Annotated in this window: 19 protein-coding genes; 8 read left to right on the top strand and 11 right to left on the bottom strand. The window is 67.0% G+C overall.

The features are described 5' to 3' along the window. On the bottom strand, nt 1-1332 hold the full coding sequence (gene aptA, locus ABD923_RS03615) for an omega-aminotransferase AptA (protein WP_259547425.1): 1332 nt from the start codon (nt 1330-1332) through the stop codon (nt 1-3). A 233-nt stretch (nt 1333-1565) separates the two neighbouring features. Here aptA and ABD923_RS03610 point away from each other — a divergent pair, with 233 nt between their 5' ends. Continuing rightward, the gene (locus ABD923_RS03610; RefSeq protein ID WP_259546631.1) at nt 1566-2177 is read left to right on the top strand and encodes a TetR family transcriptional regulator C-terminal domain-containing protein; all 612 of its coding nucleotides are present in this window, start codon (nt 1566-1568) and stop codon (nt 2175-2177) included. Between the two features lie 122 nt (nt 2178-2299). Here the strand turns inward: ABD923_RS03610 and preA are convergent, their stop codons facing one another. Both preA and ABD923_RS03600 read right to left on the bottom strand, forming a co-directional pair. Further along, nucleotides 2300-3604 carry an NAD-dependent dihydropyrimidine dehydrogenase subunit PreA gene (gene preA / locus ABD923_RS03605; RefSeq protein ID WP_222188263.1) on the bottom strand — a complete coding sequence of 435 codons (1305 nt, stop codon included), beginning with the start codon at nt 3602-3604 and terminating at the stop codon, nt 2300-2302. Between the two features lie 28 nt (nt 3605-3632). Continuing rightward, nucleotides 3633-4976 (bottom strand): NAD(P)-dependent oxidoreductase, encoded by a 1344-nt coding sequence (locus tag ABD923_RS03600; RefSeq protein WP_259546634.1) that lies wholly within the window; start codon nt 4974-4976, stop codon nt 3633-3635. Between the two features lie 314 nt (nt 4977-5290). Here ABD923_RS03600 and accB point away from each other — a divergent pair, with 314 nt between their 5' ends. From accB to aat, 3 genes are all read left to right on the top strand, one after another. Beyond that, a complete protein-coding gene (gene accB / locus ABD923_RS03595) occupies nt 5291-5788 on the top strand; it encodes an acetyl-CoA carboxylase biotin carboxyl carrier protein (RefSeq protein ID WP_259546636.1) in 498 nt (165 codons plus the stop codon). A gap of 13 nt (nt 5789-5801) precedes the next feature. Then, the gene (gene accC / locus ABD923_RS03590) at nt 5802-7148 is read left to right on the top strand and encodes an acetyl-CoA carboxylase biotin carboxylase subunit (protein WP_259546638.1); all 1347 of its coding nucleotides are present in this window, start codon (nt 5802-5804) and stop codon (nt 7146-7148) included. A gap of 106 nt (nt 7149-7254) precedes the next feature. Further along, nucleotides 7255-7908 (top strand): leucyl/phenylalanyl-tRNA--protein transferase, encoded by a 654-nt coding sequence (aat, locus tag ABD923_RS03585; RefSeq protein WP_259546639.1) that lies wholly within the window; start codon nt 7255-7257, stop codon nt 7906-7908. On the opposite strand, the gene ABD923_RS03580 is transcribed toward aat, so the two are convergent. The 3 genes from ABD923_RS03580 to ABD923_RS03570 form a co-directional block, all read right to left on the bottom strand. Further along, complete coding sequence (locus ABD923_RS03580) at nt 7872-8462, bottom strand: DUF2155 domain-containing protein (RefSeq protein ID WP_259546640.1); 591 nt, start codon at nt 8460-8462, stop codon at nt 7872-7874. The genes aat and ABD923_RS03580 overlap by 37 nt on opposite strands. Beyond that, nucleotides 8459-8917: an outer membrane lipid asymmetry maintenance protein MlaD gene (gene mlaD / locus ABD923_RS03575; protein WP_259546641.1), complete on the bottom strand. Its 459-nt coding sequence runs from the start codon at nt 8915-8917 to the stop codon at nt 8459-8461. Before mlaD ends, ABD923_RS03580 begins: the two co-directional genes overlap by 4 nt. Before the next feature lie 65 nt (nt 8918-8982). Beyond that, complete coding sequence (locus ABD923_RS03570) at nt 8983-9360, bottom strand: NADH:ubiquinone oxidoreductase subunit NDUFA12 (RefSeq protein WP_259547426.1); 378 nt, start codon at nt 9358-9360, stop codon at nt 8983-8985. A gap of 261 nt (nt 9361-9621) precedes the next feature. Between ABD923_RS03570 and ABD923_RS03565 the strand changes: the two genes are divergently transcribed. Together ABD923_RS03565 and ABD923_RS03560 are read left to right on the top strand one after the other, a co-directional pair. Further along, the gene (locus ABD923_RS03565) at nt 9622-10914 is read left to right on the top strand and encodes an O-acetylhomoserine aminocarboxypropyltransferase/cysteine synthase family protein (RefSeq protein ID WP_259546642.1); all 1293 of its coding nucleotides are present in this window, start codon (nt 9622-9624) and stop codon (nt 10912-10914) included. Nucleotides 10915-11161: 247 nt separating this feature from the next. Then, nucleotides 11162-14779: a hypothetical protein gene (locus tag ABD923_RS03560; protein WP_259546643.1), complete on the top strand. Its 3618-nt coding sequence runs from the start codon at nt 11162-11164 to the stop codon at nt 14777-14779. Nucleotides 14780-14930: 151 nt separating this feature from the next. Here the strand turns inward: ABD923_RS03560 and mgtE are convergent, their stop codons facing one another. Next, complete coding sequence (gene mgtE, locus ABD923_RS03555; protein ID WP_259546644.1) at nt 14931-16343, bottom strand: magnesium transporter; 1413 nt, start codon at nt 16341-16343, stop codon at nt 14931-14933. Nucleotides 16344-16449: 106 nt separating this feature from the next. Between mgtE and guaD the strand changes: the two genes are divergently transcribed. Next, complete coding sequence (guaD, locus tag ABD923_RS03550) at nt 16450-17742, top strand: guanine deaminase (RefSeq protein ID WP_259546645.1); 1293 nt, start codon at nt 16450-16452, stop codon at nt 17740-17742. Between the two features lie 123 nt (nt 17743-17865). On the opposite strand, the gene glmM is transcribed toward guaD, so the two are convergent. Both glmM and folP read right to left on the bottom strand, forming a co-directional pair. After that, nucleotides 17866-19209, bottom strand: a complete 1344-nt coding sequence (glmM, locus tag ABD923_RS03545; RefSeq protein WP_259546646.1) for a phosphoglucosamine mutase — start codon at nt 19207-19209, stop codon at nt 17866-17868. A 40-nt stretch (nt 19210-19249) separates the two neighbouring features. Beyond that, complete coding sequence (gene folP / locus ABD923_RS03540) at nt 19250-20272, bottom strand: dihydropteroate synthase (RefSeq protein ID WP_259546647.1); 1023 nt, start codon at nt 20270-20272, stop codon at nt 19250-19252. Nucleotides 20273-20379: 107 nt separating this feature from the next. Between folP and ABD923_RS03535 the strand changes: the two genes are divergently transcribed. Next, a complete protein-coding gene (locus ABD923_RS03535) occupies nt 20380-20862 on the top strand; it encodes a GNAT family N-acetyltransferase (protein WP_345229418.1) in 483 nt (160 codons plus the stop codon). On the opposite strand, the gene ABD923_RS03530 is transcribed toward ABD923_RS03535, so the two are convergent. Together ABD923_RS03530 and ABD923_RS03525 are read right to left on the bottom strand one after the other, a co-directional pair. Then, on the bottom strand, nt 20813-21772 hold the full coding sequence (locus ABD923_RS03530) for a dihydroneopterin aldolase (protein ID WP_259546649.1): 960 nt from the start codon (nt 21770-21772) through the stop codon (nt 20813-20815). The genes ABD923_RS03535 and ABD923_RS03530 overlap by 50 nt on opposite strands. 102 nt (nt 21773-21874) lie before the next feature. Continuing rightward, nucleotides 21875-22555 carry a cell wall hydrolase gene (locus ABD923_RS03525; RefSeq protein WP_259546650.1) on the bottom strand — a complete coding sequence of 227 codons (681 nt, stop codon included), beginning with the start codon at nt 22553-22555 and terminating at the stop codon, nt 21875-21877. Between the last annotated feature and the right edge of the window lie 9 nt (nt 22556-22564).

The following is a 22564-nucleotide window of genomic DNA, read 5'->3' as shown; positions in this document are numbered from 1 at the left end:
TTAGTCCAGGCCCTTCAGGATGTCGGCCAGCTTGCCGAACAGCGTGTCGATATGGTGCTTCTCGATGATCAGCGGCGGGCTGAGCGCGATGATGTCGCCCGTGGTGCGGATCAGAACGTCGTTCTCGTAGGCCTGCAGGAAGGCCGAGAACGCCCGCTTCGTCGGCGCGCCCGCGATCGGGTCCAACTCGATCCCCGCGATCAGGCCCATGTTGCGGATGTCGATCACATGCGGACAGTCGCGCAAGCTGTGCACGGCGTCTTCCCAATAAGGCGCCAACTCGGCCGCGCGCTCGAACAGCCCTTCTTCCTTGTAGGTCTCCAGCGTCGCCAGGCCGGCGGCCGAGGCGATCGGGTTGCCGGAATAGGTGTAGCCGTGGAACAGCTCGATCGCTTCTTCCGGGCCGTGCATGAAGGCGTCGTGGATTTCCTTGGTCGCCAGCACCGCGCCCATCGGGATCACGCCATTGGTCAGGCCCTTGGCGCAGGTGATCATGTCGGGCATCACGTCGAAATGATCCGCCGCGAAGGACGACCCAAGCCGCCCGAACCCGGTGATCACCTCGTCGAAGATCAGCAGGATACCATGCTTGCGCGTGATCTCGCGCAGGCGTTGCAGGTATCCCTTGGGCGGCATCAGCACCCCGGTCGAGCCCGCCATCGGCTCGACGATCACGGCGGCCACGGTCTCGGGGCCATGCAGGGCGACGATACGCTCCAACTCATCGGCCAGGTGCGCGCCGTGCTCGGGCTGGCCGCGGCTGAAGGCGTTCTGCCCGGGCAAATGGGTGTGCGGCAAGTGGTCGACCCCGGTCAGGAGCGAGCCGAAGAACTTGCGGTTATTGACGATCCCGCCCACCGAGATGCCGCCGAAATTCACCCCGTGATAGCCGCGTTCGCGCCCGATCAGGCGGGTGCGTGTGCCCTGCCCGATGGCGCGCTGGTAGGCGATGGCGATCTTCAGCGCGGTCTCGACCGACTCGGAGCCTGAGTTGGTGAAGAACACATGCTCCATCGGCTCGGGCGCCATGTCGCGCAGGCGCGTCGCCAGCTCGAACGCCTTGGGGTGGCCCATCTGGAAGGCGGGGGCATAGTCCAACTCGCCGGCCTGTTGGCGGATCGCCTCGACGATCTTGGGACGGTTGTGGCCCGCGTTGCAGCACCACAGACCCGCCGTGCCGTCCAGCACGTCGCGCCCGTCGGATGTCTTGTAGTACATCCCGTCCGCCGACACGAACATGCGCGGCGTCTTCTTGAACTGCCGGTTCGCCGTGAACGGCATCCAGAATGCGGAAAGGTCGTTCGGCACCGGGTTGGAACGGTCGAGGGCCATCGTGGTCATTCCCTGTCTAGCGCCCCGGTCGCGCGCCGCCGGGGCTTCGATTGTTTTTGACCAAACGGTCAAGATCACGCTAGCAGAGGCGCTGTGCCAGTCAATGAATTGAACGCCCTCGCCTGCCCAATCGCAAGGCAAATGATGCCTGAAAAGGCAAACATGCCCAGCAATCGGGCATGCCGCAAAGCAGCACCTTGCCTCTCGCCCCGCCGCCAGCCAAACATCGCCCCATGAACGCCGATCCGCCCCGCACCCGCATCCAGAAAAAGAACCGTCACGCGATTCTCGACGCCGCGCTCGAAGTCTTCTCGCGCCACGGGTTTCGGGGCGCCACACTCGACCAGATCGCCGGAGAGGCGGGGCTGTCGAAACCCAATCTGCTTTACTATTTCCCATCGAAAGAGGCGATTTTCATCACGCTTCTCAGCGGCTTGATGGAAACCTGGCTGGACCCGCTGCGCGAATTGGACCCGGACGGTGAACCGGTCGAGGAACTGCTCGCCTATGTCCGGCGCAAGCTGCAACTCAGCCGCGATTTCCCGCGCGAATCGCGCCTCTTCGCCAACGAGATCGTCCAGGGCGCGCCGCGCATGGAACACCTGCTGGCCACCGACCTGAAAACGCTGGTGGATGAAAAGGCCGGCGTCATTCGCGGCTGGATCGCCGAGGGCCAGATCGCCGACGTGGACCCGCATCACCTGATCTTCTCGGTCTGGGCGCTGACCCAGCATTACGCCGATTTCGACGTACAGGTCCGCGCCGTGCTCGGCCCCGGGCATGACCCGCTGGCCGAGGCCGAGACATTTCTCGACACGCTGTTCCGGCGCCTGCTCGCCCCCTGACGCAACGCGAAAAGGCCGCCCTGGTGCGGGCGGCCCTTCCTTCATCTTGGCAAGAAAACTCTGGGGGGTGCGGGGGGCAAAGCCCCCCCGCGGGTCGCCGCGCGCAGGCGCGGCGAAACCCTTCATTCAGCGGCGCAACTGCCGGGGTTGTTCGGATGCGTCGTCCAGTTCGCATACTCTTCCTCGACGACCTTGCCGGTGCGCGGATCGGTGGTGCCGGGCTCCATCCGCTCCATGGTGATGCAGCCCTCGACCGGGCAGACATTCACGCACAGGTTGCAGGCCACGCATTCGGCATCGATCACCTCGAAGGTGCGATCCTCGGACATGGAAATCGCCTGATGGCTGGTATCCTCGCAGGCGGCATAGCAACGCCCGCACTTGATGCAGGCCTCCTGGTCGATCCGCGCCTTGGTGACGTAGTTCAGGTTCAGGTGCTGCCAGTCACTGAGGTTCGGCACCGCGCGGCCGACCAACTCATCGACCGAGCTCATGCCTTTTTCATCGAGGTATTGCGACAGGCCCGAGATCATCTCCTGCACGATCTTGAAGCCGTAGGTCATGGCCGCCGTGCAGACCTGCACGTTGCCCGCGCCAAGCGCGATGAACTCGGCCGCGTCCTTCCACGTGGTCACCCCCCCGATGCCGGAGACCGGCAGGCCCGCCAGCGACGGCGTGCGCGTGATCTCGGCCACCATGTTGAGCGCGATGGGTTTGACCGCCGGGCCGCAATAGCCGCCATGCGCGCCCTTGCCGTCGATGGTGGGTTCCGGCGCGAACAGGTCGAGGTCGACCGAGGTGATCGAGTTGATCGTGTTGATCAGGCTGACCGCATCCGCCCCGCCATCCTTGGCCGCCTGCGCGGGCTTGCGGATATCGGTGATGTTGGGCGTCAGCTTCACGATCACGGGCAGGTCCGAATGTTTCTTGCACCATTCGGTGACCTGCTGGACGTATTCGGGCACCTGCCCCACCGCCGATCCCATGCCGCGCTCGCTCATGCCGTGGGGGCAGCCGAAGTTCAGCTCCACCCCGTCACAGCCCGTTTCGATCACCCGGTCGAGGATCGCTTTCCAGCTATCCTCGTTCACCGGCACCATGAGCGAGGCGATCAGCGCGCGGTCTGGGTAGTCCTTTTTCACCCGCGTCATCTCTTCGAGGTTCACCTCGAGCGGGCGGTCGGTGATCAACTCGATGTTGTTCAGGCCCAGCAGGCGCCGGTCCGCGCCCCAGATCGCGCCGTAGCGCGGGCCGTTCACGTTGACGACGGGCGGCCCCGCTTCGCCGAGGGTCTTCCAGACGACACCGCCCCAGCCGGCCTCGAAGGCGCGGCGGACGTTGTATTCCTTGTCGGTCGGCGGCGCCGAGGCCAGCCAGAACGGGTTGGGCGAGGTGATGCCGCAGAAGGTCGTGGTCAGGTCTGCCATGTGTCTTACTCCTTCGGTTGCGCGGCGCTCAGCCGGCTGCCTCGGTCAGCATTGCGTGGATGTCGTCGGCGGCATCGCGGCCCTCGGCCACGGCTGTCACGGTCAGGTCTTCGCCCCCCGCGGCGCAGTCGCCGCCAGCCCAGACCTTGGCGAGGTTGGTGCGCCCCGCCCCGGTCACGGCGATCTTGCCGCCGGTCAGGTCCAGCCCCTCCGGCATCTCGCCAAGGGTCTGGCCGATGGCCTTGAGAACCTGGTCGGCGGGGATGTCGAAGGTTTCGCCGGTGCCCACGAGGGATTTGCCCTCGGATCGCGTGTATTCGCAGCGCAGCGCCGTCACCGACCCGTTGCCGACCACCTCGATCGGCATGGCGTTGAAGATGAAGCGCACGCCTTTCGACGCCGCGAGATCCTGTTCGAACCGGCTGGCCGGCATCGCCTCGCGCCCGCGGCGGTAGACCAGCGTGACGTTCTCGGAGCCCAGCAGTTTCGACTGCACGGCGGCGTCGATGGCGGTCATGCCGCCCCCGATCACCACAACGTTGCGGCCCACCGGCAGCGTCGCCAGATCATCGGCCTGCCGCAGATCGGCGATGAAGCCCACCGCGTCGGCCACGCCGTCCTTGGCCTCGCCATTCGCGCGCAGGGCGTTCACCCCCGCCAGACCCATTCCGAGGAAGACCGCGTCGAAGTCGTTTTCCAACTCGCCAAGGGTCAGGTCGCGCCCAAGGGCCTTGCCGTTCTCGATGGTGATGCCGCCGATCTTCAGCAGCCAATCGACCTCGGCCTCGGCGAAGCCGCCCACGGATTTGTAATAGGCGATGCCGTATTCGTTGAGGCCACCGGGCTTGGGCTTGGCCTCGAAGATGGTGACGTCATGGCCCTTCATCGCCAACCGATGCGCACAGGAAAGGCCCGCCGGCCCGGCGCCCACGACGGCGATCTTGCGCCCCGTCGGCGCGGCCCGCTCGAACGGGTGCACGCCCTGCTCCATCAACGTGTCGGTCGCATAGCGCTGCAAGCGCCCGATCTCGACGGGCTTGCCCTCGGCCACTTCGCGCACGCAGACCTCTTCGCAGAGCGTCTCGGTCGGGCAAACGCGGGCGCACATGCCGCCCAGGATGTTCTGCTGGAAGATCGTCTTCGCCGCTGCCTCGGGCGTGCCGGTGGCAATCTGGCGAATGAACAGCGGAATATCGATATCGGTCGGACAGGCTGTCATGCAGGGCGCGTCATGGCAGAAATAGCAGCGGTCGGCGGCCACGAGCGCTTCGTGGTCGTCCAGCCTTGGGTGCAGATCGGAGAAATTCTCCTCCAGCGTCGCGGGCGCAAGACGCGCAGGCGCGATGCCGGGGGTGAAGGGGGTGTTGCTCATGTGTGGCTCTCCCGGTCGGATGGATGGCTCGGGCCTTTCACGGCCTCTTTCGTCGCAATCACGCTGGCACGGGTCCGATTTTTTATCAAATGGTAAATTATTGGATCGCGCCGCAACGGGTGCAGTTTGCCGTCCAAACCGGCGCGTTTGCCCGAAATTCGGGCAACACGGGGTTCCAATACGCCCGCGCCTCCCCAAATCACCTAGGTGATTGCGCGGCTTTTCCCCCGGGTCATGCTGCGTTATAGGGCGTCGATACCGTGGTGATGCAGCCCCGGCGCGACGCCGCCCAGGGATGAGCTCAGAGGATATACATGACCAACAAGACGCATGAGCAGGACGTGGAGTTCATCCGCGCATTGGCAGAGCTTCTGAACGAGAACGATCTGACCGAATTGCAGGTCAAGCGCGACTACGGGGAAGACGACAGCCTGAATGTCCGCGTCTCGCGCCAGCAACCGGCGCCCGCCCCGGTCCAGTACGCCGCACCAGCCGCGTCGGCCGTGATGCCCGCCCCCGGCCCCGTCGCAGAGCCCGCCGCAGCGGCACCGGCCACCGCCGAGGACCCGGCCCAGAACCCCAACGCCGTCACCTCGCCCATGGTCGGCACCGTGTACCTGCAGCCCGAACCGGGCGCGCCGTCCTTCGTCTCGGTTGGCGACAAGGTGGCCGAGGGCCAGACCCTGCTGATCGTCGAAGCGATGAAAACCATGAACCAGATCCCCAGCCCGCGCGCCGGGACGGTCAAGCGCATCCTCATCGAGGACAAGGCGCCCGTGGAATTCGGCGCTCCGCTGATGATCATCGAGTAAGCGGGGCCGCGCCATGTTTTCCAAGATCCTCATCGCCAACCGCGGCGAGATCGCGCTTCGCGTGATCCGTGCCGCGCGCGAGATGGGCGTGGGCACCGTCGCCGTCCATTCCACCGCCGATGCCGACGCGATGCATGTGCGCATGGCCGACGAATCGGTCTGCATCGGCCCCGCGCCGTCGAATGAAAGCTATCTCAGCATGGCCGGTGTCCTGACCGCCTGCGAGATCACCGGTGCCGAGGCGATCCACCCCGGCTATGGCTTCCTGTCGGAGAACGCGAATTTCGTTCAGGCGGTCGAGGATCACGGCCTGAAATTCATCGGCCCCTCGGCCGAACATATCCGCATGATGGGCGACAAGATCACCGCCAAGGACACGATGAAGGCGCTTGGCGTGCCCTGCGTGCCCGGCTCGGATGGCGGCGTGCATCATTTCGAAACGGCAGAGGCCGTGGCCAAGTCCATCGGCTACCCCGTGATCGTCAAGGCGACCGCCGGCGGCGGCGGGCGCGGCATGAAACTCGCCCGGACCGAGGCCGACCTCGAAACCGCCTTCCGCACCGCCCGCGCCGAGGCCAAGGCCGCCTTCGGCAATGACGAGGTGTATATCGAGAAATACCTCGGCAAGCCGCGCCATATCGAGGTGCAGGTTTTCGGCGACGGGCGCGGCACGGCCGTGCATCTGGGCGAGCGTGACTGCTCGCTCCAGCGCCGCCACCAGAAGGTTCTGGAAGAGGCCCCCGGCCCCGCCATCGACCCAGAAACGCGCGCCCGCATCGGCGAGACCTGCGCCAAGGCCGTGGCCGACCTGGGCTATGAAGGCGCAGGCACGATCGAGTTCCTCTACGAGGATGGCGAGTTCTACTTCATCGAGATGAACACCCGCTTGCAGGTGGAACACCCGGTGACCGAGGCGATCTTCGGCGTCGACCTCGTGCGCGAGCAGATCCGCGTCGCCGCCGGCGAGCCGATGTCCTTCACCCAGGACGACCTGGAGTTGCGCGGCCACGCCATCGAGGTGCGCATCAACGCCGAGCGGCTGCCGAATTTCGCCCCCTGCCCCGGCAAGATCACCCAGTATCACGCGCCGGGCGGCCTGGGCGTCCGGATGGATTCCGCGCTCTATGACGGCTACAAGATCCCGCCCTATTACGACAGCCTGATCGCCAAGCTGATCGTGCATGGCCGCGACCGGCCCGAGGCGCTGGCGCGTCTGAACCGCGCGCTTGGCGAGTTGATCGTCGATGGCGTCGACACGACCGTGCCGCTGTTCCATGCGCTTCTGCAGGAACCTGACATCCAGTCGGGCGACTACACGATCCACTGGCTGGAAGGCTGGCTGGAAGAGAACATGGACTGAACCGGGCCGCAGAATTTTTCCGGAAAATTCTGCCCGGTCGGGTCAAACGCGTTTTTCAATGGGAAATCGCCGCGCATGCGCCTACCTCTAGGGAATGGCGCATGACATGTATCCCCGCACCCGGCCCCCGCTCAGCCCCGAGCTGATGCTGCGCGCCTATGCGGCGGGGATTTTCCCCATGTCCGAAGGGGCCGATGACGACGACCTGTTCTGGGTCGACCCGCAGCGGCGCGGTGTCTTTCCGCTCGACGGCTTCCACATCTCACGCAGCTTGCGGCGCCGTATCCGCAGGGGTGGGTTCGAGGTTCGCGTCAACAGCTCTTTCGCCGAGGTCGTCCATGGCTGTGCCGACCGCGAACCGACCTGGATCAACGCGGAACTCTTCGGCGTCTACCTCGCCCTGCATCAGGCGGGCTTTGCCCATTCCGTCGAGGTCTATGAGGACGGAGATCTGACCGGCGGCGTTTTCGGCATCACGCTTGGGGCGGCCTATTTCGGCGAGTCGATGTTCTCACGCCGCCCGGACGCCTCGAAACTGGCCCTTGCGTGGTTGGTGGCGCGGCTGAACTACGGCGGTTTTCGCCTTTTTGACACGCAATTCGTGACCGAGCACCTGATCAGCCTCGGGGCGGTCGAAGTCCCGCGTGCCGACTATCGCGAAGGCCTGGCGCAGGCCTTGACCGAGACTGCCGATTTCCACGCCATGCCAAGCGACCTGCCCGTTCAGGACGTGCTGCAGTTGAGCACCCAGACGTCGTAACGCGCATGCTCCAGCGCGTTCAGCGCGGGCGACGAGGCGATCATCCATCCATCGAACAATTCGCTGCCCGCAGAGTCGACGACCTGCACATAGGCGAATGCGTCCGAGCTTGGGTTATCCACCGGGTAGCGGCAGTCGAGCACACGAATGGCGATCCGCCCGAAGAGAACGGTTTCCCCCATCGCAAGGTCGAGATCGGTCGGCGACCCGCGCATGCGATCGAGGGCGCGCAAGGTCACGCGCGACGCGCTGTCGGTTTCAGGCTGGCTGACCGAGGTGACCGGCCCGGTCACACCCGGAAAGGTCTGGAGCACCGCGCCGCCCTCGATCCCGTCTTCGAGCATGACGCCGTTCTCGCCAAGCGGCTGGATGATGATCTCGCCGGTCTGGTTGTCCTCCTCCCCGAGCCCTTCGATCACGAGGCCGTCGGGATTGGGCAATTGAAACCCTTCGAACGGATCGTCACCGAAATTGTCGAATTGCTGCGCCCCGAGCGGTGCGGCGATCGCGATGCACAGCCCAAGCGCGGCAGCGGCAGCGGCGCGGCGCATCATTCGCCCCCCTCCCCGCTGACGAAGCGCATCAGCAGTGTCAGCAGGCTGACCGAGCTTTGCGTATCAAGGATCGCGTCGCCCGGTTCGAGGTTAAAGGGCGACCCGCCCGGGATCACCTCGACGAAATTTCCGCCCAAAAGACCCTCGGAGGCGATGGCGATGGCGCTGTCATCGGGCAGGATCACGTCGTCGGATACGGTGAAGGTCGTGTCCGCGAGGAAGGTCTCGGGGTTCAATTCCATCGCCGTGACAGTACCGATTCGCACCCCGGCCAGTCGCACCTCGGTTCCGACGCCGATCCCCTCGGCCGACCGGAAGGACGCCTCCAGCCGGTACCCGCCGGGCGTGCCGAGCCCCCCCGCGCTGGTCACCGCGTAGAAAAAGAACCCGGCGGCGGCGGCAAGCACGAGGCCGCCGACAAGGATCTCGGTCAGGGTGTCGTCACGCTCAGCCATGGAGCCTGTCGCCTCCTTGGGCCCGATGGGGGGACCGGTGGTTCAAGGCCGGACGCGTCAAACGCTCACTCCGGGGTCCACGCCTCGTAATCCTGCCGCTCGACCGGCTCAATCCGGCGGATGGAGCCCGCCGGCGCATAGGCTGCCGGTGTGCCCGTCAGGTTCGGCAGGTGCGGCTTTTCCCACGCCTTGTGAACGACGGGTTTCTCGGTCGGCGGCTCGTCCCAAGTGTGATGCAGCCAGCCATGCCAGTCGGGGCTGACCCGGCTGGCCTCGGACAGGCCGTTATAGATGACCCAGCGGCGTTTGTCGTCGCGCGAGCGGTAGTAGATGTTGCCCTGCTCGTCCTCGCCGACCTTCACGCCTTTGCGGGCGGTGAAAATCTGCGTGCCAAGGGTCTGGCCGTTCCACCAGGTAACAAGGCGTTTGATGAAATCCAGCATGACAGGGCGTCTCCGCTCGGGGTCGGTCGTTTGCAGAGGGTAATGCCCGATCGCCGCGCGGGCGTCCAGTGGCAAGGGGCCGATCCGGTGGTCGCGCGCGGCGATGGTCTGAACGTTCGAAAGCGGCAATTCTCGACGAACAGGCATCTCCAATCGCATCTTGTCGCATGACACGCGTTCCTATCCACGCATGGGCCGTTGTGACGTTTCGACAACTCGCCTACTCCTGTCGCGATGCAGTTCGGGAGGAAGGATGACCCCATGAGTGACGCACCCAGCTACGGCTTCGACACGCTTCAGATCCACGCGGGCGCCCGCCCCGACCCGGCCACGGGCGCGCGGCAGACGCCGATCTACCAGACCACGGCCTATGTCTTCCGGGACGCGGAACATGCCGCGGCGCTCTTCAACCTTCAGGAAGTGGGCTACATCTATTCGCGGCTGACCAACCCCACCGTGGCCGTCCTTCAGGAACGGATCGCGACGCTGGAGGGCGGTGTCGGCGCGGTCTGCTGCTCGTCGGGGCATGCGGCGCAGATCATGGCGCTGTTCCCGCTGATGGGGCCGGGCAAGAACGTGGTCGCCTCGACGCGGCTTTACGGCGGCACGGTCACGCAGTTCAGCCAGACGATCAAGCGCTTCGGCTGGTCGGCCAAGTTCGTCGATTTCGACGACCTGGACGCGGTGCGCGACGCCATCGACGACGACACCCGCGCCGTCTTCGGCGAAGCCATTGCAAACCCCGGCGGTTACATCACCGATGTGCGCGCCATTGCCGATATCGCCGATGCGGCGGGCCTGCCGCTGATCATCGACAACACCTCGGCCACGCCCTACCTGTGCCGCCCGATCGAACATGGCGCCACGCTGGTCGTGCATTCGACCACGAAATACCTGACCGGCAACGGCACGGTCACCGGCGGCTGCATCGTCGATTCGGGCAAGTTCGACTGGTCGGCCAGCGACAAGTTCCCCAGCCTCTCCCAGCCCGAGCCCGCCTATCACGGGCTGAAGTTCCACGAGACTTTCGGACCGCTCGCCTTCACCTTCCACGGCATCGCGGTGGGCTTGCGCGACCTGGGCATGACGATGAACCCGCAAGCCGCCCATTACACGCTGATGGGGATCGAGACGCTGTCGCTGCGGATGGAGCGCCATGTCGAGAACGCGGTGACGGTCGCCAAGTGGCTGGAGGCCGACCCCCGCGTCGACTACGTGACCTATGCGGGCCTCGAGAGCAGTCCCTACCACCACCGCGTGGCCGAGGTCTGCCCCAAGGGCGCAGGCGCCCTGTTCACCTTTGCCGTGAAGGGCGGCTACGACGCCTGCGTCAAGCTGGTCGATGCCCTCGAGATCTTCAGCCATGTCGCCAACCTGGGCGATACGCGGTCGCTGATCATCCATTCGGCCTCGACCACGCACCGTCAGTTGACGCCGGAACAGCAAGAGGCCGCAGGTGCCGCGCCCAACGTGGTGCGCGTGTCGATCGGCATCGAGAATGCAGAGGACCTGATCGCCGATCTGGACCAGGCTTTGGCCAAGGCGACCGCCTGAGTCGCCGTCAACCCGGGCCGCAGAACACGGCCCGGGTTATCCACAGAAACCGGACTTATCCACAGACTGTGCAGGACCCGACAACGGGCTGGCAACAAACCCTTTTTTCAAAAGGGGAATCCCGGTAGTCTAAATTCCGCTTATAGCGCCCCCTCGGACCGCGCCCTGTTTCCCCAAGGGCGCGATACCTATATGAGGGGGCGATTGTTCGGGTATCTGCGCCCGCTGCTGCCGACAGAGGTCTGTCTTGACGGTTCATTTCGCGCTCTTTCTGTCGCCCGATGGTATCGCGCTTGCGCATCGCCAGGGGGCTGGACATTGGGCTTTCCTGGGCGATGTCAGTTTCGACGCGCCCAATCTCGACGGCGCCATGGCCAAGCTGCGGGCCAAGGGCGAGGAACGCGAGGGCAAGGGGTTTGCCACGATTCTGGTACTGCCGGACGACCAGATCCTCTACACCTCGCTGACCGCGCCCACGGGCGATGACGAATTGACGACCTTCCGGATCGAGGAAGGACTGGAAGGGCTGACGCCCTATGCCGTGACCGAACTGGTCTATGACTGGCGCACCATCGAAGAGGATCGCGTCAAGCTGGCCGTGGTTGCCCAGGAAACGCTGGACGAAGCGCGCGCTTTTGCCGAGGGGCACGGGTTCAACGGGGTTGGCTTTGCGGCCATGCCACCGCTTGAGAAATTCCCCGGTGTGCCGCTGTTCGACCTGTCCGGCCCCGCGCACGGGCTGAGCTTTCCCGACGAAGGGCTGGCCTTTGGTGCAGACGCCTGGGACGAGACGACCGGGGCCACGCCGGACGCGCCCCAGACTCCGGACGACACCGCCGAGGCCACGGATGTGCCGGAGGCTGACGCGGAGGCGGCCGCCACGCCTGCTGAGCCTGCTCCCGCAGATCCAGAGGTGATCGAACCGGCAGAGGATGAGGACAAAGCACCGGCGCCGGACCAGAGATCGCCCGATAAGACGCCCGGCGAACCTGCCGAAGCGGCGATCGCGGCGGACGGCACCTCGGAGGCCGAGACGGTCAGCGCCGGGGAGGAGCCTCAAGCCGCGCCGGAGCAGGGTGAGGCTGAAACCGTTGCCGCCGAGCGGGATGCGCCCACCAAGGACGCATCCTCCGAAGAAAGCACGCCCGAGGACGAGACCCCGCCGAACCCGATCACCGATCCGATGCTCGATGGGCCGGTCGCCCCTCTGCCGCCAGAGGACGAAGCCGAGGCAGCGGTCGAAGATGCGAAAAGCGCCCCCGATGCGCCGCGCCCCTCAGCGCCCGCTGCGGCAACGCCTTCGTCTCCCGTGCCGTTTCTCGATGACATGGGCGAAGAAGGGGACGACGACCTGCCGCCCCTTCCGGCGACGGCTGTCCTCGCGGCGCGTCAACGCGCCCGAGACGAAAAGGACGCCGGAAAAACGCCGGCCGGCAAAGATAAAAAACCGTCCGTGGCAGCGCCTACGCCGGGCTCTCCCGATGCGGCTGTGCCCACCTTCTCGGCTCGTCGGGCGAAGGACGCCCCGCCCGCCGATACGCCGACCGCAGCAGCCAGTGTCGCGCAACGCAAGCCACGGATCGGCTTTGCCGCGACACGCCCCCAGCCTGCGACGGGCAAGGCCCCGACGGCACCTGCAAGCGATGCACCGACCAAAGCCCCGGCAGACGCGGCCAAGTCCAACCCGCTGACGAGCCGCTTGACGCGCCTGCGCGACATCAGCCGTGCAAAACCCCGGGACGACGCGGCGACGCCGCCACCGCAAGCAAAGGGTCGCAATGGCGGAGCGTCGCCCGCTCCGGGCGCGGCCAAGCCGTCCACCCCCGATCCCTTGGCCAAGGCGGCTGCGAAAGCGGCTGGCGGCAGCGCCAAGGTCCGTCGCCCCAAGGGCGGAGAGAACGTTTCTGGCGGCACACCGACAAGCGGGGCGTCCGGTCGCGGGCGGCTGACCGGCCTTCTGGGCTCGGCCAAGGCCGGCGCGGCAGGCCAACCAGCCCCGGGCGCGACGAAACCGACCGAGGCGACGCGGCCCGGGCGCTTGTCCGGCCTGCTCGACGCGGCGCGGCAAGGCGCAAAGGGGCTGAGTGGCCAGGACAAGGGCGACACGGGCGCAGATCGTGGTCAGGGGAGGCAGGCGAAGCTGTCCGACCGGCTGGGAACGCGTACACCGACGGCCCCCACCCCCGCCGATGCGGCACCGGAAAGCCGTCTCTCGGCGCTTGGCGCGGCGCTGCGCAGCAGCGATCCCGAGGAGAGCCGGGCACAGCCCACCCCTGCGGGCAAGACGGCCCCGGCAGCCGATGGCGCGACCACCGCCGACGGGGCCTTCTCCAGCGGGCTTCTGGCACGCAAGAGCGATACGACCGCGGGTTCAGGACCGTCGCTTCGCACGGGGTTGATCTTGACCGTGGTGCTTCTGGTGCTGTTGGCGCTGATCGCCATCTGGTCGGTCCTGTTCCTGCCGGACAGCCCGATGGCGCGATGGGTCTCGGGCTCCGACACGATCGACGTCGCTGCCGAAGACCCACTGACCGCACCGGCCCCACCCGCCGCGATCACGGCACCGCCCGCAATCGGCCAATTGGGCGAAGCGCCCAACCCGGCGGCGGCCTCGGCCACCGCGCCGGTGCAACGCCCGGAGATCGCCGCAGCAGCCCCCCCCGAAGCGCAACCCGATGCGGAAGACGAGGCCGCCGCGGATGGCGTGGACCTTGCGGCATTGGAGGCCGCCGACCCGGCAGAGCCTGTCACGGTGCCCGAAGCCGCCCCCGCCCCGGCGCAGGACTTACCGGATATCGACGCCGAGTTGGACCTGCCGCCACTGCCGCCGACACCGGAAGACCTGCTGCCCTCGCTGGAGGAAACCCAGCAGATCTACGCCGAGGATGGGATCTGGCCCCGCACGCCCGAACGCCCCGACCCGGGCACGATCACCGGGTTGAACGACCTCTACGTGGCCTCGATCGACCCGACGCTCAGCACGTTTGATGCCCTGGCCCTGCCGGCCGCCGGCGTGAACCCCTCAGAGATGCTGCGCCGGATGCCGCCCCCGCCGCCCTTCGGCACCGAGATCGACACGGACGCGCGCGGACTTGTCGTGCCCACGCCCGAGGGCGTCGTGACCCCGGACGGGGCTTTGGTCATTCAGGGCCGCCCCGACATTGTCGCCGTGCCGCGCCCGCGCGAGATCGCCCCCGAGCCCACCGCTGACGCGCCGGTGGTGAACGGGGTCGAGGGCGCGATCCTCGCCACGTTCCAGCCGACGCCCCGGCCGACCGATCTGGACGAAACCCGCGAGCGCCAGGTGCTGGGTGGCCTGACCTTGGGCGAGTTGAACGAGCTGCGGCCCGATGCCCGCCCGCTCTCGGCACAAGAAGCCGCAGCGCAGGCCTCGCTCTTCCCCGGCAACGACGCAGATGCAGATGCCGACACGGATGCGGCCGCCCTGCCCGATGGCGAAGAGCCCGAAATTCAAGGCACGGCGCTGGCCGTGGCACAGTCGCTGGTGCCGCCGACCCGTCCCGCGAATATCGACGAACTGGTCGCCAACGCGGAACGGGCCCCTGAACCCACAGCGCCTGCCGTGGCGCCCAGCCAGATCGCGCCGCAGCCGCAGATCCCCTCGAACGCCGACGTGGCGCGCGCAGCCACGGAACGCAATGCGCTTCGCCTGCGGGACCTCAACCTGATCGGTGTGACAGGCACGAACTCCAGCCGCCGCGCCCTTGTCCGCCTGCCCTCGGGCCGGTTCGTGCGGGTGGCCGTCGGCGACAGCCTGAACGGCGGCACGGTCGCCGCAATCGGCGAAAGCACCCTGCAATACGTGCGCAACGGCCGCACCATCACGCTGGAAGTGCCGGGCTGAGCGCACGCCTCCAAAGACGGTCGCCTGTCTTTCTCCAGACCGCCGCTGATGCTTTCGGGTCGCACGCAACCGGCGCAGGCGGCCATGACAGTGCCCTAGAAAATCTCCGATTTTCTGCCCCCGGCGACGCGCGACAGCGCGGCGCACCCCCTTACAACAACAGCAGGACAGCCAGCCCGAGGAAGGCGAAGAAGCCGACCACATCGGTCACCGTTGTCACGAACGCCCCCGAGGCCAGCGCCGGGTCGACCTTCAGCCGATCCAGCACAACTGGCACGAGGATCCCGGCCAATCCCGCCACCAGCAGGTTGATCACCATCGCGACGGCAATCACCACGCCCAGCATCGCGCTGCCGAACCATGCCAGCCCGATCACCCCCATCACGACGGCGAAAACCGCCCCGTTGATCAATCCGACCCCGGCTTCGCGCATCACGACCCGCATCAGGTTCGAGCGCGTCAGGTCCTTCGTGGCCAGCGCGCGCACCGCGACCGTCAGGCTTTGCGTGCCCGCATTGCCCCCCATCGAGGCGACGATTGGCATCAGCACGGCCAAGGCCACGATCTGCGCGATGGCCTCCTCGAATTGCGAGATCACAAGCGAGGCGAGGATCGCGGTGATGAGATTGACGAAAAGCCATGGAAAGCGCCGCTTGGTCGTGTCGATCACCCGGTCGTTGAGCGAGCTTTCGCCATCCACACCGGCAAGGCGCAGGATGTCCTCCTCGTTCGCCTCGTCCAGCACGATCATGGCGTCGTCGATGGTGATGATCCCCACCAGCCGCCCGTCATCATCGACCACCGGGGCCGAGATCAGGTGATACTGGTTGAAGGCATAGGCCACCTCATCCTCGTGCTGGGTCGCGGGGATGGCACGAAAACTGTCCTCGACCAGGTCGGTCAGGGGCGTCTTGCGCGCCGAGGACATGATCCGCCCCAGCGTGACGTAGCCGGTGGGCTTCATCCGCGGATCGGTCAGGATCAGGTGGTAGAACTGCTCGGGCAATTCGCGCTTGTGGGCGCGCATGTAGTCGATGGCCTCGCCCACGGTCCAATGCTCGGGCGCGGCCACGACCTCGCGCTGCATCAGTCGCCCGGCGGAGTCCTCGGGGTAACTCAGCGCCTGTTCGACGGCGGCCCGTTCCGTGGGGTGCAGGAAATCGAGGATCGCCTCCTGCTGGTCATCCTCGAGATCCTCGACAAGGTCGACCACGTCGTCGGAATCAAGGTCGCGCACGGCGTCGGTCAGAACGGCGTCGGGAAGAAGCCCGATCACCTCCTCGCGCAGATCGCCATAGAGTTCCGACAGGACCGCACCGTCGATGTTCGACGGCCACAGCTTCAGCCAAGCCTCGCGCACCGGGGGCGACACCTGTTCCAGAAGGTCGGCGATGTCGGCCGGGTGCAACGGGGTGATCAACGCGTCGATGGCCGCCGGGTCGCCGATATCCACGGCGGTGCGCAGCTTGCCAAGCAGCGTGTCGTCGAGCGCATAGCTGTCGCGGGCTTCGCCGGATTGCCCCCCGGCAGCCTCGTCCAGCACGTCATCCTCGATGTCGCTCATGCCTGCCTCCCGGGATCTGTTGCGCGTGACCTGTTGCGATTGGGCCTAACATAGGGCGCATCGGATCGCTATGCAGGGATCGCATGAAACAAGGCGGGATAGACGCATGACCGGCAAGCGCCTGATCCTTGGGCAGGTTCTGGAATTTTCGGGCGATCCCGCGCGCGAGGGGTCCGGTGCAGCACGCCACAGACGGCGGGGTGCGGTGCTGGTGGCGGACGGGCACATCGTTGCGGTCGACGAGGCCGACATCCTGCGCGCCGCCCATCCCGAGGCCGCCGTCACCGACCACGGCGATCACCTGATCCTCCCCGGCTTCATCGACGCCCATGCCCACTATCCCCAGACCGCGATCATCGCCTCCTGGGGCAAGCGGCTGATCGACTGGCTGAACAGCTATACCTTCCCCGAGGAGATGCGCTTCGGCGATCCCGACTATGCCACCAGGGTCGCGGCGCGCTATTTCGACCTCGTGCTGTCGCACGGCACCACCACCGTCGCCAGCTACTGCACCATCCATCCCGAAAGCGTCGAGGCGTTCTTTGCCAAGGCGCAGGCGCGCGGGCTGAGGATGCTGGCGGGCAAGACCTGCATGGACCGCGACACGGCCCCCGAGGGCCTTCGCGACACGGCGCAATCGGCCTATGACGACAGCAAGGCGCTGCTCGACCGCTGGCATGGGGTCGACCGCCTGTCCTACATCGTCACGCCGCGCTTCTCGCCCACCTCGACACGCGGCCAGCTCGACGCGCTCGGCACCCTCTGGGCCGAGCATCCCGACTGCCTGATGCAGACCCATCTCAGCGAGCAGACCGACGAGATCGCCTGGATGCACAGCCTCTATCCCGAGGCGCGCGATTACCTCGACACCTACGAGGCACACGGATTGCTCGGCGAAAACGGCCTCTATGGCCACGCCATCCACCTCACCCCGCGCGAGATCGACCGGCTGGCCGAGGTCGGCGCGGCGCTGGTCCACTGCCCGACCTCCAACACCTTCATCGGATCGGGCCTGTTTGACATGAGCCTGCGCGCCCGGATGCGCGTGGGGCTGGCCACCGACACGGGCGGCGGCTCCAGCTTCTCCATGCTGCGCACCATGGCCGCCGCCTACGAGATCGCACAGCTTCGCGGCACGGCGCTGCATCCGTCAGAGCTGATCTGGCTCGCCACGGGCGCATCGGCCGAGGCGCTGAAGCTCGGTGACCGGATCGGGCGGCTGGCCCCCGGGTACGAGGCCGACATGATCGCGCTCGACCTCGCATCGACCCCCGCCATCGCACAGGCCGCCGCACGCGCCGAGGATATCTGGCAGGCCATCTTCCCCACGATCATGATGGGCGACGACCGCGCCATCATCCAGACCTATATCGCCGGCCAGCCGGTGAAACCGGACTGACCCTGCCCTTCATCTTGGCTGAAAAACTCCGGGGGAACGGCCGAAGGCCGTGAGGGGGCAGCGCCCCCGACGGGCAAGGGAGCGGCCCCCGGACACCGGGGGCCCGAGCGCGCCCGTTCCCCCTCAGACGGCGGCTTCGACCGCGCCGACGATCTCGTCGACGACGGCCATCATCAACGCCTCGTCCTCGGCCTCGGCCATAACACGAATCAACGGCTCGGTGCCCGACTTGCGGATCAGCAATCGCCCCTGCTCACCAAGCCGCGCCTCGCCCTCGGCGATGGCCTCCTGCACCTGCGGCAACTCCAACGGCGTCTGGCCCACGCCGTAGCGCACGTTCTTCAGAAGCTGCGGCACCGGGTCGAAGCTGCGCGCCAGGGCACTGGCGGGTTGGCCCGTCCGCACCATCTCGGCCAGGAATTGCAGGCCCGCCATGAGGCCGTCGCCCGTGGTGGCATAATCGGTCATCACGATATGGCCCGACTGCTCCCCGCCCAGGTTCAGGCCATGCGCGCGCATCGCTTCGACCACGTAGCGGTCGCCGACGGCGGTGCGGTGCAGCCCGATCCCCTTGCCAGCCAGGAACCGCTCAAGCCCGAGGTTGGACATCACGGTCGCGGCCAGCTTGCCGCCGGTCAGCCGGCCTTCCTCGGCCCAACGCGCGGCCAGAAGCGCCATGACCTGGTCGCCATCGGCCACGGCGCCCGTCTCGTCGATCAGGATCACCCGGTCCGCGTCGCCATCGAGGCAGATGCCCACATCCGCGCCGGTTTCCCGGATCTTCTCGGCGGCGGCCTGCGGCTTCGTCGATCCCACGCCGTCATTGATGTTCATCCCGTTGGGCGAGACGCCCACGGCAATCACCTCGGCCCCCAGTTCCCAAAGAACCTCGGGGGCGGCGCGGTAGGCCGCGCCGTTGGCGCAGTCGATCACGACCTTCAGCCCCTCAAGCATCAGACCTGCCGGAAACGTGCCCTTGACCCGTTCGACATAGCGGAAGCGGCCATCGTCGATGCGCTTGGCGCGCCCGATATTCTCGGCCTGGGCGGGTTCGACCTCTCCCGAGACGAGGTCCTCGATCTCGGCCTCGGCCGCATCCGACAGCTTGAAGCCATCCGGTCCGAAAAACTTGATCCCGTTATCCTCGGCCGGGTTGTGGCTGGCCGAGATCATCACACCCACATCCGCCCGCATCGACGGCGTCAGCAGCCCCACCGCGGGCGTCGGCACCGGGCCAAGCAGGAACACGTTCATCCCGGTCGAGGTGAACCCCGCCGTCAGCGCGTTTTCCAGCATGTAGCCCGACAGCCGCGTATCCTTGCCGATCACCACGCGATGCTCACGGCTGGTGTCGCGCCGGAAAAAGCGGCCCGCCGCCGCGCCCAGGCGCAGCGCCATGTCTGCCGTCATCGGATAGGTGTTCGCACGGCCCCGCACCCCGTCGGTGCCAAACAGCTTGCGTGTCATTTTTCTCTGCCCTCCGCCCGGGTTGGCCCCGGACCGTCGCTTAGCCTCTCGTCGCGCCGGAGACGGCGCGCCACAGGCGGATCGCCTGCGCATGCATCTCCATATCATGAACGCGCAGCATCTGTATGCCCTGCGATATGGCCCATAGGCCAACACCCGCCGATCCGGGGCCGCGCGCCTCGGGGTCGGGTGCCCCGCCGATCCGCCCGATCAGCCCCTTGCGCGACACCCCCAGCAGGATCGCACATCCAAGCCCATGAAACAGGCTGATCCGGTTCAGCACCGCAAGGTTCTGCGCTTGCGTCTTGCCAAAGCCGATGCCGGGATCGACCACGATCCGCTCCCGCGGCACGCCCGCGGCCTCGGCCTGCGCGACGGACGCCGACAGCGCATCATAAATGTCGAGCAGAACGTCGGCATAGGCCTCTTCGGCCAGGGATTGCATCGTTTCGGGCGTGCCGATGGAGTGCATCAGGATCAGCGGTGCGCCGGTTTCAGCCGCGACATCGGCCAATGCAGGGTCGAACCGCAGGCCGGAGACATCGTTCAGGATCGGCGCCCCGGCGGCCATTCCCGCCCGCGCCACGCCCGATTTCCGCGTATCGAGGCTGATCGGAGCGGACACCCCCTGCGCCCTCAACGCCGCGATCACCGGCGCGATGCGGCCGATCTCCTCCGGCTCGGGCGTCTCGGGCGCGCCCGGTCGGGTGCTTTCACCGCCGATATCGATCAGGTCTGCACCTTCCTCAAGCAAGCGCGCGGCATGGGCACAGGCGGCCTCGACACCTTCATGCTGGCCGCCATCGGAGAAACTATCGGGGGTGACATTGAGGATGCCCATGAGCCGCGGCATGTCCATGCTCAGCCCGGCGATGGGCGCACGCGGCGCGATCAGTGGCGCGCGATCCTCCTCGGGCAGATCGGACGCGGCGATGATCTCGGGCGCGGCCCCGCGTGACAGGCACTCGACATGGCTGAACCGCGCCCACCCCCCCGCCAAGACGAAGCTGCCCGGCATATCTGCGGGATCGAGGTACGGGATCGGGCGAAAATAGCGGCTCATGACGCGCCGAGTAGCGTCTGCGGCCTTGCATCGCAAGGTGCTCTCGATGGTATATGAGCCTGTCGCAGGTTATAAAGTGACGCCACGTCAATCCAGTGCCGGACCCAATGTCTGCCCCTGTCCCGTTTCAAACGCCACGTTTGTCCTGCCGCCCGCCCGAGGCCGGCTCGGCCCCGACATACCGGGCGCTCTTCAACGAGAAGGGCCCGGCGCGGCTGGCCCTGGATCGCGGCGAATGGGAACGGCGCGGCGTGGCCCCCTGGACTTTGTCACATGCGGGCCATGACCTGGGCGTGGGCGGGTTCAATATCGGGTTCGGGCGCAAGGGCCTGCAACTGAGCTGCTACCTGCTGCCCGAGCAATGGGGCAACGGGCTGGCCAGCGAATTCGTCGCCCACGCGCTGGATTACGCGGTGCGGGTGTTCCGGGAAACGGATGTGTTCGCCATCATCGGCCCCGAGCATCGCGCGGCCTTGAAGGTCCTGGAAAAGTCAGGCTTTCGGCGCGATCCGACCCCCCCGTCGCAATCCGGCACGCGGGTCATGTGCTGGTCAGCGGGACCGGCACGTCGGGCAGATCGGCGGCGCTAAGCAGGCGCAGCGGGCAATGGGGATCGGGCGCGCCCTCCGGCGGGGTCGCACCAAGGGACAGGACCTCGCGCGCGTGGAACGCGGCGGCCAGCCAGAGCGCGAGCGACAAAGGGTGCGTTACGTCGGGCGCAGGCCCCTCAACCGCGTCGAGCACCAATTTCGAGGGCGCCCAGACACTGATCTGCCCCTGCCGCATGGCCCAGTCCAGCTCGGTTCGGCTGTCGACCACCACGCAGCGCCGATCGCGCGCCGCCAGCACCCAAGCGCCCTGCTCGATCGCCAGAAGGTCGATACGACGCTGGGGCATCGGGTGGGCGGCATGGGGCACCGGCAGGTCGGGCCGGTCGACGCAGAGGATCACCGGCGCACCGGCGGCCTCCAACCGGTCAAGCAAACCGGAAAGATCCGGTCGCGCGACCGCTTCGTTCGACAAGTACACGACCAGCGGTTGCGGCGCCGTCTCGGCCAGAAGGCGCAAGGGGCGGCGGCCCTCGGGTGCCTCACGCACGATCTCGACGCCAAGCGTGTAGGGGCCACGATCCAGCTTGCCGATGCGCACGAAGACGCGCGCAGCGAGCGGATGGGCGAGGATGCCGTCGGCGATACGCGCGGCCAGCGTCTCCAGGAGGTTGACCCGCTCGGCTGCCAGTGCCGCGTCGATCGCCTCGACGATGGTGTCGTAGCTCAGGATCCTGTCCACGTCGTCGGCGGCGCTTTCGGCGCGACTGCTGACCTCGACCACCACGTCGAACCGGATGGTCTGGGTTACACCCCGCTCGGCCTGGAAAGCGCCGATCTCGACCTCGCGCAGATGCTCGGTCATCGAGATCCGGTCGCGCGGCGCGTCGCCCGCCGTCGCCTTGGCGCGCTCCGAAGGGTGGCGGAAGGCCAGGGAAATCTCGTCACTCATGGTTGGAACCCACCCGCTGTCGTCCTGCGGGTGTGGCCTAACATGCGAAACCGCCACGCGCCATGACAGGCCGCGGCGGTTCGGGCGCGAAAGACGACGCGCTCAGTATTGCTGACGGTAGAACAGGTGGATGCCGTATTCGGCGGTGCGCGGATAGACGCGCGCCCAGTTCGGGCTGACCCAATCGGCGTGGTAATGGGTGGCCCCGCCCGTCAGGTCCCGCGGCGCACCGTCCATCATGATGCGGGCGATGTGCCCAGCCCTGTGCCACGCGGTGCGCTCGGTCATGTCTTCGGGCTGACCGTCGCAGGTATAGGTGAACTGGCAGGCGAACCGGCGCCCGGTGCCCTGGTGCACCACGTCGCAGATCGTGTTGGGGTAGTTCGGACTGTCCACGCGGTTCAGGATGACTTCGGCCACGGCATACTGGCCGACGATGGGTTCGCCGCGCGCCTCGAAATAGAGCGCTTCGGTGAGGCACTGCCACTGCCGGTTGCCGCGCGGGCGGCGCAGGTCATCGAGCTCCGCGGCATCCATGATGCGCACGTCATCGCCCGTTCCACCGGTGTAAGGGGCACCCAGGCGGCGCAGGCGCGTTTCGGAGAGCGTGGCGAGCGACGCCTGCTCGATCCCCATTAGGGCGCCCAGTCGACCAGAGATCCCACCACCCGGGGTCCGCGATGTCGACATCGTCACCTCGGGATTGAGTGTATCGGCGGCGGCGGGCACCGCAAAACTCATGAGGCCGGCCACAAGGGCGGCCAGCTGCATCTTTCTCGACATTTTACCCCT

This window comes from [Roseibacterium] beibuensis (assembly GCF_039542305.1).
Lineage (GTDB): Bacteria > Pseudomonadota > Alphaproteobacteria > Rhodobacterales > Rhodobacteraceae > Roseibacterium > Roseibacterium beibuensis.
This window is presented reverse-complemented; position numbering and strand designations above follow the sequence as displayed.

Coding starts and splice junctions, on each gene's coding strand:
- mgtE (WP_259546644.1), bottom strand. CDS start 16,343: ATGAGCGACATCGAGGATGACGTGCTGGACGAGGCTGCCGGGGGGCAA.
- ABD923_RS03600 (WP_259546634.1), bottom strand. CDS start 4,976: ATGAGCAACACCCCCTTCACCCCCGGCATCGCGCCTGCGCGTCTTGCG.
- guaD (WP_259546645.1), top strand. CDS start 16,450: ATGACCGGCAAGCGCCTGATCCTTGGGCAGGTTCTGGAATTTTCGGGC.
- glmM (WP_259546646.1), bottom strand. CDS start 19,209: ATGACACGCAAGCTGTTTGGCACCGACGGGGTGCGGGGCCGTGCGAAC.
- folP (WP_259546647.1), bottom strand. CDS start 20,272: ATGAGCCGCTATTTTCGCCCGATCCCGTACCTCGATCCCGCAGATATG.
- accB (WP_259546636.1), top strand. CDS start 5,291: ATGACCAACAAGACGCATGAGCAGGACGTGGAGTTCATCCGCGCATTG.
- ABD923_RS03610 (WP_259546631.1), top strand. CDS start 1,566: ATGAACGCCGATCCGCCCCGCACCCGCATCCAGAAAAAGAACCGTCAC.
- accC (WP_259546638.1), top strand. CDS start 5,802: ATGTTTTCCAAGATCCTCATCGCCAACCGCGGCGAGATCGCGCTTCGC.
- ABD923_RS03570 (WP_259547426.1), bottom strand. CDS start 9,360: ATGCTGGATTTCATCAAACGCCTTGTTACCTGGTGGAACGGCCAGACC.
- ABD923_RS03565 (WP_259546642.1), top strand. CDS start 9,622: ATGAGTGACGCACCCAGCTACGGCTTCGACACGCTTCAGATCCACGCG.
- mlaD (WP_259546641.1), bottom strand. CDS start 8,917: ATGGCTGAGCGTGACGACACCCTGACCGAGATCCTTGTCGGCGGCCTC.
- aat (WP_259546639.1), top strand. CDS start 7,255: ATGTATCCCCGCACCCGGCCCCCGCTCAGCCCCGAGCTGATGCTGCGC.
- aptA (WP_259547425.1), bottom strand. CDS start 1,332: ATGGCCCTCGACCGTTCCAACCCGGTGCCGAACGACCTTTCCGCATTC.
- ABD923_RS03525 (WP_259546650.1), bottom strand. CDS start 22,555: ATGTCGAGAAAGATGCAGCTGGCCGCCCTTGTGGCCGGCCTCATGAGT.
- ABD923_RS03530 (WP_259546649.1), bottom strand. CDS start 21,772: ATGAGTGACGAGATTTCCCTGGCCTTCCGCCACCCTTCGGAGCGCGCC.
- ABD923_RS03580 (WP_259546640.1), bottom strand. CDS start 8,462: ATGATGCGCCGCGCCGCTGCCGCTGCCGCGCTTGGGCTGTGCATCGCG.
- preA (WP_222188263.1), bottom strand. CDS start 3,604: ATGGCAGACCTGACCACGACCTTCTGCGGCATCACCTCGCCCAACCCG.
- ABD923_RS03535 (WP_345229418.1), top strand. CDS start 20,380: ATGTCTGCCCCTGTCCCGTTTCAAACGCCACGTTTGTCCTGCCGCCCG.